Genomic DNA, 15618 nt, shown 5'->3' with positions numbered 1-15618 from the left:
CTTTTGAACACATTTACTGATTCAATCATTTTCACTGTTGACAATTACTCTTCAGCAGAAAAGCTTCACTATTTTTTAAATGGATCAACAACACTGGAAAGCATTAAAAGAAAAGGACGACGAGAAGGCGTTAAAGTATTTTTATGATCAATACATTAAGCTACTCTATAAATACGGCTATCATTTTTGTCAGGATGCCGCATTAGTGGAGGACTGTGTCCAAGATTTATTTCTACGGATTTGGGAAAAAAGAAGAACATTAGGTGATACTGATAATGTAAAACTCTATCTGATGGTTGCCTTAAAAAGAAGCATCTTCGAAAAAGTGAAGAAGGGAAGCAAGGTATCTACCGATGAACAAATCGAAGATACTTTTGATGTTACTTTTACCATGGAGGAATCTATTATTTCTTCAGAAACGGATCAGATCAACAAAGACAAACTATTAAAGACCTTAGAAACGCTTTCTGGAAGACAAAAAGAAGTGATTTATCTACGATTTTATAATGGGTTTACTCCAGAAGAAGTGAGCGAGGTAATGAATATTAGCAATCAATCGGTAAGAAATTTACAAGCCTCTGCCCTTAAAAAAATGAGAAACAATATGGGTGATGGTATCAATTTGGTCTTACTCGGATTTTTTATTGAAAATTTCTATTAAAAATTGAGTACAAACCTCATTCTGTTCACTTTACTGAATATAACTAGAAAAAAATGCCGTCAATTGATAAATATATAGAGAATAAAGATTTTGTTGCTTGGGCGTTAGGGGACGACTCCTTTAATGACTACTGGAAACAATATTTAGATCAGCATCCTGAAGAATCTGAAGATATTGAGGCTGCCAAATCTTTTGTGCAGAAAACTTCTGTAAAAGATCCTTATTTCTCCGTTCAGAGAGAAAAAGAATTGTGGGATCAGATCTCTGCCAAAGTAGTTCCTAGTAAAACGACCAAAACTGTTTCTATGCAATGGTGGAAATATGCTGCCGCTGTGGTTGTTTTAGGGTTTATGATCTCTTTCTATTTTCAGTACTTTGTGCCAAGTAATCATGTTGAAATTGCACACAAAGGCTATACAAAAGATGTGGATTTACCAGATGGATCTAAGGTCGCATTGAATGCTGAATCAACGATATCATTTAATAAATCCGAGTTTTCTAAGGAACGTCTTATCGAACTAAAAGGAGAAGCCTTCTTTGAAGTAGAGAAAGGTACGTTATTCCAAGTACAATCAGAAAAAGGTAATGTTACCGTTCTTGGTACAAGTTTCAATATTTATTCTAGAAACGATAAATGGACGGTAGAATGTTTCTCTGGTAAAGTTTTAGTAGAAGATAGAGCAGGTAAATCGGTCACTTTAACCAAAGGTGAAGGTGTGGCATATAAGGATGGTGACTTCGTTTCTTTACATACGAAAGGAAAATTACCGTCTTGGAAACAAGGTATATTTACTTATCAAAATGAAACTTTGGAAGAGGTATTCCAAGAAGTGCAAAGACAATTTGATGTCCGCATCATATATAAAAACCCTAAGGTTCAACATTTAAGATTTACAGGAACAATTACCAACAAATCTTTGGAAACTACTTTAGAAGTAATTTCGAAAACAATGGGTATCAATTATCAAATTAACAAGGAGAAAAAAGAGGTTGAGATCTCTATGTAATTACTTTATTTTTCTGACTTCTTTACTTTATACTACGAACATTATTGCCCAAGAGGAAGTCACTTTCACTGCTCAATTTCATGAGGAGTCTGTTCAACACGTCTTTAAAGAAATAGAAAAGACATTCAATGTTTATATTTCTTATAGCGAGAAAACTCTAAAAGAACATAAGGTAACAGCCTCAATTCAAAAGGCGAATCTGTACACTACATTAACGCAAACATTGGCTGGATCTTCATTAGTTTTTGAGGAAGTGGACGATAAATTTATTGTGATTAAAACAAAAGTCTATGCTAAAATAGAGTTAGAAGGAAGAGTCACTGATGAAAATAATGAACCTCTACCCTATGCTTTTATCAAAATCAAAAACGCTGGGCTTGCTTCTGATGCAGAAGGTAAATATCATATTGTGGCATTTGAAAACGATAGCTTGACCTTTTCTTATTTAGGGTATTATCCTCAAACATTATCTATACAAAAAGTACTTGATAAAAAAGGAAGCATCAAATTATATAGAAATACACAGGAACTTCCGGAATTGGTCTATGAAAAACAGCTGAATGAAATCAGTCAGATCAACCAAGTGGCTGGTATGGGAAAAGAGGTAAAAAACTCAGGAATAGGCAATCTCTCCACTGCTGACAATGATAATTTATATTATGCGGTGAAGTTGCTTCCTAGTGTGAGTAATACTGGATTTTCTTCTGCTTTAGAAGTAAGAGGTGGAGAGGAGGATCAGAACCTCACTTTGGTGGATAAATTCCCGATGTATCAGTTGGATCATTACTTCGGGTTGGAGAATGTGATTAATCCTGATTTAACCAATTCGGCTACTTTTTATGCTGGAGGGTTTAATAGTCAATATGGCTCTAGGATATCCAGTATTTTAGATATCCGTTTAAAAAACCCACCTTTAGATTATGTAGAAGGAAATGTAGGCGTAAGTTTATTAGGTTATAAAGGATATTTATCTGTACCTATCGTAAAAGGAAAACTTGCCGTTTTGGGGTCTTATAGAAAATACCATGGAGCTATTGAAAAATGGTTGTACGATAGAGCAAAATCAACAGATATAGAAAATTCGGATTATAACCCGGATCAGCTGGCACTTTACCAACAACAACTTTCTCCTGAAATTGATTACCACGATGCCAATGCAAAAATGGTGTATCAGATGAGTGAAACAGATGAATTATCGTTTAGTTTTTTAAACTCAAGAGATAATTATCATACCTCTTATGATATTCGACCAAAACGTCTTAATCGATTAAAGTTTACCAATAGCGATGAGCGATTCTGGAAAAACAATGCATTTACCTTAGAGTGGAAAAAAGAAAAAGAGAACTTCACATCATCCGTCTATTCTTCTTATTCTGAAAATGAAAGGTATAGAGAAAAGATATTTCATGTAAGAGATACTACTCGGGTATTGCCACAGCAACGAACCTTGGAGACCTATCAAAAGCTGAAAGACTTTAGTATTCATTCCGATCAGTCGATAAAGTTTAATAAAGGTGTATTTGATTTTGGTGCAGTCTACTCTTCATTTAATGTGCAAAAAGAACTCAAACCAGAATCGTATTTTTCCTATTACGTAGATAGCACACACCAATCACATCAGTTCGGTTTATATTCTCAATATACTTTTAATCTGAAGAGGTTAAAGCTAACAGCTGGAGGAAGACTTTGGTACTATCAACCGACAGCTAAACCTTATTTTGCTCCAAGGTTACAAGGTGAATTGGCATTGGATCCTCAGAATAAATATGCTTTTACCTTCTCTATGGGTAGGTATTATCAGTTTATCCGTGAGTTATCTGATGAGTTGACCTATGATAGCTATTGGATTATTTCTGATGGAAATCGTATTCCAGTAATCACTGCAAATCATTTTATAGGTGGATTTAAAGCACGACAAAAAAGTCATACTTTTAACGTAGAAGGCTATTTGAAAAACAGTGACGGAGAAATGTCGGATCTAGCTTTTAGAAATGTCGTTTTCTTTAGGGATTATATTGGAACAGGTCAGTCGTATGGTGTCGATATGATCTACGAGTACAATCATAAAAATTGGTATAACTACATCAGTTATGGCTACAACCAATACGTGAAAACATATACTGAAAGAGAGCAGGAGAAAAAAACGACACATTTGGTTCAGCTTGCTTCCGTGTACACCAACAAACATTGGAAAATTGGTTTAACATGGTTGCTTAGAGATGTAAATTACGATATCAATTCTTTATTGGCTTCTCGTACTTCTAACACTGATAACCCTTCCACTTATTCACCCTATGATGTTCCTCTTTACCATCGATTAGATTTCACCTCTTCTTATGGGTTCCGTCTTGGCAAACGCTCGAAGGGTGAAATTGTATTTACAGTATATGACCTCTACAATCAAAAAAATACAGAGGAAAGACAAATCACATCCTTAGGCTCTGATAGCTTGGAGTTTATACTTACAGATATTTCTCAATTAGGTATTTTGCCAAATCTATCTTTTAATCTAATTTTTTAATGATTTTAAGGATTGTTATAAAACAAAACACAATTTATTATTTGCAAATGTTCACATAACTATTAAATTTGTGAATATAATAAGCAAACGTGTTTCATAATTACCTATACCTAATTCAATTTTTTAAATCATAAACAAACTGGTCGTTAATGTAACACACTTGTAAATACCTTTTACTACTTATCATTTTTTTTGATACTAAATATGAAAAATTCAGGCAATCTATATCCAAAGAATTCAAAGCAAGCAGAACTTAACCGAAAGAAACAAACTCTCTTTGATCAAGGATGGAACGAATCTCCAGACATCTACATTGATAGGTTAAAGAAAATGTTGCAAGACAGTCAAAGATACATTGACAAATTACACAAAACAGTGTATGATAAGAATCAGAAAATGGAGGATATGCAAAATCACATCTATTTTCTTGAAGATGAACTGTATCATTTAACGAACCAACCTCAGGAAAACTTTGAAGGTCAAGAAGATCAAAATCAAATGTTTGAAATGCACAAGAATGATAACTATTCTGATGAACAGAGTAATTATGATATGATGCATAAAGAGGATTCACAAGATATTAAAAGAGACTTGGCTTATTAGTCATAAAATATATTTAGCAAGAAGAGGTTATTTCATTGTTATGGAATAACCTCTTTTTTTTATGTGGTGATTTTACTTAATTAGGGGAAATTTAAACTTTCAAAGAATCATCAATTTTACTGGAATGAAGAAAACTACCTTATTAATAGGTTTTCTGATGTCACTTTTTTGTCTAAGTGCATTTGCTCAAACCAAAAACATCACCCTCGAAAACATATGGTCTGAATACAAATTCTACCCTCGTTCTGTAAGTTCTGTACGTTGGATGAACGATGGCGGGTTTTACTCTAGCTTAGAGAAGAATCAGATTGTGAAAAACAATGTTGCTACTGGAGAGGCGGTGGAAACTATCTTAAATGGTAATGATCTAAATATTGCAATCGCTGGCTATTCTTTTTCTGCAGATGAATCTCAGATGTTATTAATGACGGACAGAGAAGCTATCTACAGAAGATCTTTTAAGGCGGAATATTATATCTATGATTTTTCATCAAAGAAACTTTCGAAGCTTTCTGATAACGGAAAACAATCGTATGCTACCCTATCACCTGATGGTAAAAAAGTAGCTTTCGTTAGAGAAAACAACCTTTTTGTTGTGGACTTGGCTGATATGAAAGAAACGCAATTAACGAAAGATGGGAAATTCAATCATATCATCAACGGTTCTGCCGATTGGGTATATGAGGAGGAATTCTCTATGGCGAAAGCTTTTGCTTGGTCGCCTGACAGTAAGAAAATTGCTTACCAAACATTTGATGAAACAGAAGTTCCTGAATACAATATGCAGTATTGGGGTCAGTTGTACCCTCAAGATTACAGATTTAAATACCCAAAAGCGGGAGAGAAAAACTCTATCGTTTCAGTTTCTGTGGTGGATTTAACTTCGGGTAAGCATCAAAAAATGGATATTGGTAAAGAAACTGATATTTACATTCCTAGAATTCAGTGGACACAAGATTCAGGCATCTTATCGATGATCAGAATGAATCGTCTTCAAAATAAATTGGAAATTCTTCATGCTAGTGCTTTAACAGGTAGTAGTGAAGTCGTACTTTCAGAAGAATCAAAAACTTACGTAGATCTTGATTACAATGATGATTTAACGTACTTAAAAGACGGTAAGCATTTTATCTACACTTCTGAACAAAGTGGTTACAAGCACATTTACTTGTATGATATCAACGGTAAGTTGGTACGTCAGATTACAAATGGGGAGTGGGAAGTAACTTCTCTAGTGGGTATTAATGAGAATGTAAAAAAGCCGGTTATTTACTATATCTCTAACGAGGAAAATGACTTGGACCGTGACTTCTACTCTATCGACTTGTACGGTAAGAAGAAAGTAAAACTTTCTACAAAAGCAGGTCAAACTCGAGTGAATATGAGTCATGACTTCAGTTATTATATTACTGTTCATTCATCGGCAAATGAGGTATCTACTACTTCTCTTTTCAAAACGAAAAAGAATGAGTTGGTAAAAGTATTGGTAGACAATGCTCAGTTTAAAGGTACTATTGAAGAATATGGTTTTGTAAACAAAGAATTATTCACTTTCAAAACAGAAGATGATGTTGAGCTTTACGGTTATTTGCTAAAGCCAGCAGATTTTGATGCTGACAAGAAATATCCAGTTTTGATGTTCCAATACTCAGGTCCGGGTTCTAATCAAGTAGCGAATTCTTGGGGTGGAAGTAACTATGCATGGCATCAGATGTTGACGCAAAAAGGATATATAGTTGCCGTGGTCGATCCAAGAGGAACAGGTTCAAGAGGTAGAGATTTCAAACATGTTACCTACAAGCAATTGGGTAAATACGAGGCGATCGATCAAATTGCTACAGCAAAATGGTTAGGTGAGCAAAACTATGTGGATGCTTCTAGAATTGGTATCTGGGGATGGAGTTTCGGTGGATATATGTCATCGTTATGTTTATTTACTGGAGCTGATCATTTCAAAATGGCCATTGCCGTTGCACCTGTAACGAACTGGAGATATTATGACACTATTTATACAGAGCGTTTCCAAGCATTACCTCAAAACAATGCAAGTGGTTATGATGATAACTCACCTATTCATCACGTAGATAAATTGAAAGGTAAGTTCTTCTTAATCCACGGTACTGGCGATGATAACGTTCACGTACAAAATTCATTTGATTTATCAACAGCATTAATCAAAGCGAATAAGCAGTTTAGAGAATTCTATTATCCAAATAAAAACCATGGCATCTATGGTGGTAATACAAGATTGCACTTGTACACTCAGATGACAGAGTTTGTGGAGAATAATTTATAATGATATTGTCTTGCCTTAAACATCATCAATAAATTAGGGCGAGCATGAAATAAAAAAACACCACTTTTAAGGTCTAAACAGACTTCGAAAGTGGTGTTTTTATTTGAAGAAAAATCAATTCAAATAGGGCGTTTGAAAAGGTAGTAAAAAGAAAATCCCTTTACTACCTCAGATGTTTTCATCAATTAAAAGTAGTTATTATCAACATCATAAATTATATACACGAGTTTACACTCAAATTATAAGTAGTCTCCACCTAAAGCCATATAAAGGTTTATTCTTTGTGAAATCTTCTCATATTTTAAATTCAATTGGTTGGTAGATTCGTCAATCAATTGAAGTTGCTTCTGTAATAGGGTAAACATATTCTCGTTACCTACTTGGTATTGCTTTTCAGACAATTCGTAGGTTCTTTGCAGCTTTTCTAAAGCTACATTCGATTGTTCGAAACGACCTTCTACTGCTGCTACTCCATTCAAACTTGTTTCTACTTCACTTAAAGCATTTAAATAGGATTTAGCATAGTATAAAACCGCTTGTTTTTGTTGCTCGTTTTGGATAGCAATGTTGGTTTTGATAGCTCCTCCTGTAAAGATTGGTGTAGTTAAACCTGCACCAACAGTTAAAATTGGATTAGAAAGGTGCCACATATTTTGTAATGCTTGATTCACACCTCCAAATGATGTATTTAACTTCACAGATGGCCACCTTGAAGCTTCAGCCACCTCTTTGCTGTAGAATGCTTGTGCTACTGCATACTGAGAAATCATAATCTCAGGTCTGTTTTCCAACATACTTAATGGTAGTTCTGCCGGAATATTTGATGACAACATCATAAGCTCTTCCTCTACAGCTAACTCACCTTTTGGATAACGTCCCATCAATAGTTCAATCGCTCTTTTAGTATCTTGTTCTACCTGATCAAGAATTACCAAAGTTTCCTTGTATTTGGCAATTTGAGCATCCATTTGAAGAACATCAGATTCTTTTGCCATACCCACTTTTAATCGAACTTGATTAAACTCAGACATGGACTCTGTTGTCTCAATAGCCTCTTTGATTAACTTCTTTTGCTCAGTAATATATACCGAAGTATAATATGCTCTTGCAATAGAAGCCGCCAATACTTGTTTTAACTTTTTCTGTGCATACTCCGCAGAATAGATCATCGTTTCTGCTGCCTTATTTCCATAACGCAACTTTCCCCAAAGATCCATTTCCCAAGAAGCATTCACGATACCGTAGGAAGGACCTGCTGCATTTTGCGCTGGCAAATAAGCAGCTGAAGCTCCAATTCCTACTTGTGGTTTCATTCTTGATTCAGCTAATCGAAGACCTAAATTTGCTTGCTCAATTCTGGATGACGCGATCTGAACATCAGCATTGTATTTATATGCCTCTCGAATTAGTGTATCAATATTTTCTGTCTCCCATTCTTTTACCCAATCCATTTCCATTTTTTGGGTAGAATCCATCTCTTTAAATACCCAATCATTTGGGATAGACATGTTTTCTAGGGCAGTATTGTCCTGTTTGATAGCTTCCTTAGTGGGTGCCTCTTTTAAGTTTAAACAACTACTAAGAGTGACTGATCCCACAAAGAAGAACATCAATGATTTAAATAATTTCATGATGATTGGTGGATTTTAGTGGGCTTTTAAAATCAAGTAATTTACTTTCGCAGAAATACGAATCATTACTTTACGAATGATGTAGAACGGTTGTGTCTGTGAAGTATACACAGCTACTGAACCATTCGCACCCATTGGGATGTCTGCTTCCTCTGAAACAAGCTTCACTAAATACTTTCCTCTTTTTTGAACGCCTTGATCGATCGTTGGTAACATACCTGAAGGAAGTAATTGACCTCTACTCGAAGCCCATACAATAGATTCTACTTTTCCATTGTAGATTACACCTGGCTTAGAAGCAAACGTTATGTCTACTTCGTTACCTTCTTCCATCTTATGCAACTCGTTCTGATCGAAAGAAGCAATGATATTCTGACGTCCTTCTACCAAAGTCATAAGATCTGCCAAAGGCAATGCCATAGCACCTTTTCTTAGCTGAAGGTTAACCACTGTAGCATCAATTGGTGCTTTTACCACTGTCTGCTCTAAATCCCATTCTGCTCTTTCCAAACGTGCTACAAGTTCTGCAACAGATACTTGCTCACCATTGTATTCTGCTTTAATTGTTGCTAAAATAGAAGCTTCTTGTGCTTTTAATTGCATTAATTGTGCTTCTAATTGCTTCACGTTGTTTTGTGCTTGTTCCAAGTCAAAACGGTTACCAGCGTTTGCATCAACTAGTTCTTGAAATTGTGCCTGACGGGTTCTTGCTAATTCCAATTGCGCCTCTACTGCTTTTCTATTGGCTCTAATGGCATCAACATTTCTATATTGTACACTTACTGAAGCTCTTGCTTTCTCGATAGAAGCTTTGATACCTTCAATTTGTGCTTTAAAAGGAGCTTGTTCGATGGTAAATAAAGTATCGCCTTTAGCAATTCTGCTATTTTCTTTAACGAAAACTTCATCTACACGACCTCTAACATTCGCCTTAATTTGTACTGTTTTATTATATACCCTAACATCATCTGATGATGGCATTATGGCGTTCATTGTTAAGATTACACCTGTCACACCGATAACTGGGATTAAGAATACAATAATTTTAGATGTAGTATTCCAAGCTAAAAGTTTGAACTTGATAAAAACCAACCAAACGATTAGACCATAAACGATTAATATTAAATCTAACATGAGAAAATAAATTTAAATAGGTTTAAGTTATGCGACTTCTTTGACTTCTTCCTTAGTGTTTTTCTCACCGAAAGAAGCTTCGTCAGCTTGGAAAAATTGTAAAGGATTTGAATAGGCCCAGATCAAAGCTAATGGCCATAGCATTCCACCCATCACTAATGACAATAAACACATCATGTGGATAGAATCTGCTTGTGGATGATTACGTTTTTTCGCAATCTCTTCTGGAATAATATGTATTTTCCAAAAAATCCACGCACCTATAACTGGAACAACTGTTACTACTACCCAAGCCATAATGTCTGCGAAAGAATTTACTTTCTCTGGACTAATCATAGCCATTGCGTTATTAGGTAGTGTAGACAGTATTGTGAATAAAATAAAGGATAAGGTAGTTATCTTTTTCATATCAAGTGGTGTTAATTAAGTTTTTGGTAAAGCGTAAACTCTGACATTTTGTGCTTTACAATTTCATGTAATAATCATTCAATACTTATATTGGATGAATTAGCAATTGATTCATTACAAACTTAATACAACAACCAACAAAATAATTATTCAAAAAATCAAATTATATTATGCGATTGTTCATTTTATTTTTATTAGGCTTTAGTGATTAATGTTTACATATTATTTTATAAACACCAGTAAAATAGATATTTAAAATAAATAAGAAGTTAAATCATCATTTAAACAAAATAGATAACATTATAAATACCAATGCACAAACACATAATTTAATTTTTGTTTAATATCAATCATTATCTAATCAGAACTTCTCAAACCTTCAAAAATATCTGTATATCCTCCTTTTTTAAACTGACTTGGTGTAACACCTGTTTCTTTTTTAAATAAATTTGTAAAGTGTGTTACAGAATTATATCCTACCTGATGAGCAACTTCTGCTATAGACAAGTTAGTTCCAACAATAAGAGATTTTGCCTTCTTTACTCTAAGGTATTTGATGTAATCGTACATAGAGTATTTAAAATAGTCTTTGAATAAATGATGTAGTTTAGTTTTAGAAAAGCCAATTTTTTTACAAAGTTGCTCTACTGTTATTTCTTCGTCTAAATGCTCTTTGATATACGATTCCAGATCATCCAATTTTAATTGTATTTCCTTTTTAAAGGAGAATTTACCCATATTAGATTCTGTCAATCGGTAGAATACTTCGGAAACAATCATAAGTACGACACCCTTATATACAGGCTTTCTTAGATCTAAAGGATAACTTCTAGACATCAGTTGCTCTAACGTTTTTTCGAAATGTATACCATATTCCATTCTATTAAAAAATGTTCTATTGGTATCTAGGTCAATATCAAAATAGGGATGTTGTTTTAAAAAATCCTTGAAATTCCTTTTTAACCAAGTGTAGGAAACATATATCGTTAAGAATGTATGGTGTAAATTGGCAGGAAATCGACCATAAATAGAAGAGTTATCCGAATAAATAAGAATGTTTTTTTCTTCAGATAAGGACTTATCTGGAAACTTACTTAGTACCATTCCTTCTGGATATCCATGAAAGGCAAATTCAAAAACGAGAAATTTTGATCTATTTTTTGATCCATGTTCTTTAAAAAGAACATCTTTATTTAGTGTCACATCAGAATATCGAATAAATAAACCTTCTTCAATGTGGATTACCTCAAACCTTGCCTTACCAAGTTCATTATCCATCACAAGATGTTTATCGCTTTCTTCTATGAAAGGACCTATTTGAGGAAAAGCTTGAAGTATCCATTTTTCCCTATCATGTATTTCGACTACAATCTGATCTTTCTCCATTGAGATGGTTTTTGGTATATTGATACCTTAAATCTCATCAAATAAAAATGAAAGCACAAAAAAAAACTCCTTTTATGTAAACACAAAAGGAGTTCAAAATAGATGTGATAATACTATGCTAAACTGTTGCTGTTACTTCAGCCAACAAGTATTTTTTGAACTTTTTGAAATCGGCCTCCAATAAAGTCGCTTTCTTAGGACGATCAATGATCTCCTGTAACCTTTGAGGGATTTCTAATTTTTTATTGATGACAGGCTCAACAATCTCAACAAATTTCACTGGGTGAGCTGTTGCTAAGAATACACCTGCTGTTTTCTTTCCGATTTCTTCCTTGTCCATATAATCCTTCAACGCTTGGTAACCAATTGCTGAGTGAGGACAAAGAATATATTTCGTTTGATCGTATACTTCTTTCATTGTATCGCGAGTTTCCTCGTCAGTGAAATAAGTACCTGTTACCCTTTCTTTCAACGTTTCGAAGTCATTGTTATGCAACTCCAATAAACGTGGGAAGTTCGACGGGTTACCTACATCCATAGCATTTGATATGGTAGCTAATGATGGACGAGGTTGGAAGATCTCCGTTCTTAAATAAACTGGAACAACTTTATTCGCATTAGTTGCTGCAATAAAGTGCTCTACCTTTAATCCCATTCTGTTGGCAATCATACCTCCACACAAGTTACCGAAGTTACCTGATGGCGTACAGAAGATGACTTTCTTAAATCCTTCTCTCTTTAACTGAGCAAATGCGTTAAAATAGTAGAATGATTGAGGAATTAAACGGCTAATATTAATAGAGTTCGCTGATGTTAAATTCAACGTCTCTGCAAGTTCTTTGTCTAGGAATGCTTCTTTTACCAATCGCTGACAGTCGTCGAATGTACCTTCGATTTCTACCGCTTTGATGTTACCACCATTGGTTGTTAATTGTTGTTCTTGGATAGGACTTACTTTACCTTTAGGATAAAGAATAGTCACCTGAATTCCTTCCACCCCAAAGAAACCCTGTGCCACAGCACTACCTGTATCGCCAGAAGTGGCTACTAAAATATGTAACTTCTCACCTTTGTCTAAGAAATAAGACATTAGTCGAGCCATAAACCTTGCACCAAAATCTTTGAATGCTAAGGTTGGTCCGTGGAACAATTCAAGAGAATAAATCTGATCCACTACTTTAACGATAGGTGCATCAAAATTTACTGCATCGTCTACAATTTTACGAATTTCTTCAGACGGTACATCTTCGCTTAATAAAGCATTAGTCACTTCATAAGCAATATCTTGAAATGATAGTTTTTCGATGTTATCAAAAAACTCCTGAGGTAATTTTGCAATTTTCTCAGGCATATATAACCCGTTATCTTCAGGTAATCCTTTAAATAAGGCTTTTTTTAAGCTGGCCTCTTCGGCTTGTCGTTTAGTACTGTAATAGATCATCGTTCTCTCTTTTCGCACTCCTACAATTTTTGATTTTCAATAAGTATGTTCGGGTGTTTATTGAAAATATCTCAAGCAAAGATATGTATTTTCTAAAAAATTTCAATAAAACATGTAGTTTAATAATCATTTTACAATAAAATCACCCACATTCTTGTTATATTTTTTTTTATTTTAGTGGTTTGATACAATTTCAACATAAATTGTGATATTCCTCTAATGACTATGAAAAACTTATCAACCCTAATATTTATAACTCTATTATCCTTTTTATCATTCCAAACCGAGGCAAAAAAGATTGCTTTAGTGATCGGAATAGATACTTACGTTCCTAAGGAACAGGTCAATCAAAAAATTACATGGAAGAATTTAAATGGTGCAGTGCGTGATGCAAATGCGATGGCAAATGTACTAAAGTGTAAATATCAATTTGATGAGATTCGTTTGCTAGATTCACCAGAAAAGACCACAATGCAGGAATTAAAATCATCTTTTCAATGGCTAGTAGATCAGACCAAGAACGGTGATATTGTATTCGTTTATTATGCAGGACATGGTTCACAGGTAGAAAATTCCATGCACTTCGAGGCCGATAAGATGCAAGAATGTATTGTTCCTTCGGATGCTTATAAAGGTGATCAAAATTATATTTTAGATATAGAACTTAATAAATACTTCTTGGGTATCACTAAAAAGAAAGGAAAATTAACCACCATTTTTGATAGTTGCCATAGTGGATCTGTCACTAGAGGTGCAAGTTCTGGAACATCTCCTGAACCTGTAACAAGAAGTTTGAATTATACTTTCCCCGACATCAAAACGACTGTGGAGAAAACTATTCCTCCTTCAACACAGGGAGCTTTAGTGATCTCGGCTGCACAAAATAACGAATTAGCTTCTGAGACGATCAACCAAGAAGGTCTTCCACAAGGAGCTTTTACAGATGCTTTTCTAAAGGCGATCAATGCTTCACCTGCTCATGAAGATGCGGCTACTTTAGAAAAAAGAATCCGTTCACTTTTAAGATTCAGTGGTAAAACACAGACGCCTACTTTTGAAGGTGACAAAGAACGTATGTCGAGCTCACTTTTTGGGGAGGTAGTATCTTCTTCTGATTCTCCATTATTCTTTGTGGAGAAGATAAATTCTGCAAACGGTGAATTAAAAATATTGGGAGGTGCTGCCCTACAATTGACCAAAGGTAGTATTTTAAGTGATGACAAAGGAAATGAAATAGAAATCACTTTACTCGATGGGATGACCAACTCTTATGGTAAAGTTTCCAAAGGTCAACTGTCTGATATTAAAGAGGGTGACGCATTTGAAATTAAAACACTCATTCATAAAGGAACGGTCAACCTAAAGGTATATCTTCCGGTTAGCTCTTTATCGGATGATCAATTAAAAGTTTTTTCCACTACAGTTGCCTCACTTTCTAGTGATTTTAATATGGTAAAACCATGGGATAGTCATCAATTTACTGTGGCCTACCAAGAAAGCGAAAAGTTATGGGTCATGACTTCTCATGATGGCAACCAAAGGTCGAACAAATCACTTGATAAAAAGAGCATTGAGTTAATGCTAAAAGAATTAGGAGGAACAAAAACAAGTTCATTATCTGTTATTCTTCCATTATCAAAAGAGAAAAGTAATAAATTAAATACAACATTAAAGGAGACGGCCACTCAAGTAACAAACAATGAGAATGAAGCTTTGTATAGTTTAGCCGGGATTTCACATCAAGGAAAATTAGCCTACTCATGGGTCTTACTCTCTGCCGATGTTTCTCAGAATAATGAATTAAGAACGCTGCCATTATATGCCGATCCTCAAATTTCAACATCATCCAACTTTATATTTAACCTAGAAAGCCAAGCACAAAAAATAGGTGCCGCTAAAAAGTGGATGACGTTAAGATCTCCTGTAAAGATGACGTTCCCTTACGAGCTTTGCTTGATCAATTTAGACAACAATGAAGTAATTGATGAGGGCAAAGTGTATGAAGGTCAAAATATGCGTTTGGCTTTTAAAAAGGATAAAACACTTTTCCCTGCCTGGAAAAAACAAAACATGTTCCTGTATGTCTTCATTATCGACAATGCTGGAGGAATGCAGTTGGTACTCCCTTATCAATTCTCGGACAATAAATCAGATAATATCTTAGAAGGATATGCTAAAGATGTAGTTCCTGTAAACTTAGAAGGAAACTATATCGATTTTACGGTATCCGGAACAGGAGTAGATAAAATGTTCTTACTTGCTTCCGAAGAAGCCATTCCAAATGCTGAAATGCTATTTAATGTTGACGGTGTGAGAAGTCAATCGAGAGGAGAAGCACCTAATGCTCTTACTGAACTTCTTGGTAGTATCAATACCAACACTAGAGGTTTGAGTATGAAACCTAGACGTGTGGAGACGGTATGGAGTATCAGCTCGAAGGTATTTGAGTCTTGTGAGGCACAGTAAGTTTTTTTAGGGAATAAGTAATAGGTAATAACTAATAAGGAAAGCTATTAAGTGATTTTTAGAT

At 34.6% G+C, this 15618-nt stretch carries 11 protein-coding genes; 6 read left to right on the top strand and 5 right to left on the bottom strand.

All coding sequences use genetic code 11. The annotated features are described in order from the left end of the window. The first annotated feature begins 79 nt into the window (after positions 1-79). The 5 genes from MY04_RS18010 to MY04_RS17990 all read left to right on the top strand — a co-directional run bounded on the left by MY04_RS18010 (position 80) and on the right by MY04_RS17990 (position 7088). The gene (locus tag MY04_RS18010; RefSeq protein WP_066211982.1) at positions 80-661 is read left to right on the top strand and encodes an RNA polymerase sigma factor; all 582 of its coding nucleotides are present in this window, start codon (positions 80-82) and stop codon (positions 659-661) included. A gap of 53 nt (positions 662-714) precedes the next feature. Next, complete coding sequence (locus tag MY04_RS18005) at positions 715-1668, top strand: FecR family protein (RefSeq protein ID WP_066211980.1); 954 nt, start codon at positions 715-717, stop codon at positions 1666-1668. Next, positions 1652-4189 (top strand): TonB-dependent receptor plug domain-containing protein, encoded by a 2538-nt coding sequence (locus MY04_RS18000; RefSeq protein ID WP_066211976.1) that lies wholly within the window; start codon positions 1652-1654, stop codon positions 4187-4189. Before MY04_RS18005 ends, MY04_RS18000 begins: the two co-directional genes overlap by 17 nt. Positions 4190-4393: 204 nt before the next feature. Then, positions 4394-4792, top strand: a complete 399-nt coding sequence (locus tag MY04_RS17995) for a hypothetical protein (RefSeq protein ID WP_066211974.1) — start codon at positions 4394-4396, stop codon at positions 4790-4792. A 124-nt stretch (positions 4793-4916) separates the two neighbouring features. After that, complete coding sequence (locus tag MY04_RS17990) at positions 4917-7088, top strand: S9 family peptidase (RefSeq protein ID WP_066211968.1); 2172 nt, start codon at positions 4917-4919, stop codon at positions 7086-7088. A 239-nt stretch (positions 7089-7327) separates the two neighbouring features. Here MY04_RS17990 and MY04_RS17985 read toward each other — a convergent pair whose 3' ends face one another. The 5 genes from MY04_RS17985 to thrC all read right to left on the bottom strand — a co-directional run bounded on the left by MY04_RS17985 (position 7328) and on the right by thrC (position 13088). Continuing rightward, a complete protein-coding gene (locus tag MY04_RS17985; protein WP_066211966.1) occupies positions 7328-8719 on the bottom strand; it encodes a TolC family protein in 1392 nt (463 codons plus the stop codon). Positions 8720-8734: 15 nt separating this feature from the next. After that, entirely contained in the window at positions 8735-9853 is a 1119-nt protein-coding gene (locus MY04_RS17980) for an HlyD family secretion protein (protein ID WP_066211965.1), read from the bottom strand. 27 nt (positions 9854-9880) lie between these two features. Further along, the gene (locus tag MY04_RS17975; protein ID WP_066211959.1) at positions 9881-10195 is read right to left on the bottom strand and encodes a DUF3302 domain-containing protein; all 315 of its coding nucleotides are present in this window, start codon (positions 10193-10195) and stop codon (positions 9881-9883) included. 423 nt (positions 10196-10618) lie between these two features. Further along, positions 10619-11647, bottom strand: a complete 1029-nt coding sequence (locus MY04_RS17970; RefSeq protein WP_066211958.1) for a helix-turn-helix domain-containing protein — start codon at positions 11645-11647, stop codon at positions 10619-10621. Between the two features lie 118 nt (positions 11648-11765). After that, positions 11766-13088 carry a threonine synthase gene (gene thrC / locus MY04_RS17965; RefSeq protein ID WP_066211957.1) on the bottom strand — a complete coding sequence of 441 codons (1323 nt, stop codon included), beginning with the start codon at positions 13086-13088 and terminating at the stop codon, positions 11766-11768. Positions 13089-13313: 225 nt separating this feature from the next. Here thrC and MY04_RS17960 point away from each other — a divergent pair, with 225 nt between their 5' ends. Further along, a complete protein-coding gene (locus MY04_RS17960) occupies positions 13314-15554 on the top strand; it encodes a caspase family protein (RefSeq protein WP_158297761.1) in 2241 nt (746 codons plus the stop codon). Positions 15555-15618: the final 64 nt, after the last annotated feature.

This window comes from Flammeovirga sp. MY04, from assembly GCF_001682195.2.
In the GTDB taxonomy this organism is placed as follows: Bacteria; Bacteroidota; Bacteroidia; order Cytophagales; family Flammeovirgaceae; genus Flammeovirga; species Flammeovirga yaeyamensis.
The sequence above is the reverse complement of the archived record's forward strand: the minus strand, read 5'-3'. Positions and strand labels throughout refer to the sequence as shown.

What these genes read in the sequence shown, in the direction of transcription:
- MY04_RS18010 (WP_066211982.1), top strand. Translation starts at nt 80, where the DNA reads ATGGATCAACAACACTGGAAAGCATTAAAAGAAAAGGACGACGAGAAG.
- MY04_RS18005 (WP_066211980.1), top strand. Translation starts at nt 715, where the DNA reads ATGCCGTCAATTGATAAATATATAGAGAATAAAGATTTTGTTGCTTGG.
- MY04_RS17995 (WP_066211974.1), top strand. Translation starts at nt 4,394, where the DNA reads ATGAAAAATTCAGGCAATCTATATCCAAAGAATTCAAAGCAAGCAGAA.
- MY04_RS17990 (WP_066211968.1), top strand. Translation starts at nt 4,917, where the DNA reads ATGAAGAAAACTACCTTATTAATAGGTTTTCTGATGTCACTTTTTTGT.
- MY04_RS17985 (WP_066211966.1), bottom strand. Translation starts at nt 8,719, where the DNA reads ATGAAATTATTTAAATCATTGATGTTCTTCTTTGTGGGATCAGTCACT.
- MY04_RS17980 (WP_066211965.1), bottom strand. Translation starts at nt 9,853, where the DNA reads ATGTTAGATTTAATATTAATCGTTTATGGTCTAATCGTTTGGTTGGTT.
- MY04_RS17975 (WP_066211959.1), bottom strand. Translation starts at nt 10,195, where the DNA reads ATGGCTATGATTAGTCCAGAGAAAGTAAATTCTTTCGCAGACATTATG.
- MY04_RS17970 (WP_066211958.1), bottom strand. Translation starts at nt 11,647, where the DNA reads ATGGAGAAAGATCAGATTGTAGTCGAAATACATGATAGGGAAAAATGG.
- thrC (WP_066211957.1), bottom strand. Translation starts at nt 13,088, where the DNA reads ATGATCTATTACAGTACTAAACGACAAGCCGAAGAGGCCAGCTTAAAA.
- MY04_RS17960 (WP_158297761.1), top strand. Translation starts at nt 13,314, where the DNA reads ATGAAAAACTTATCAACCCTAATATTTATAACTCTATTATCCTTTTTA.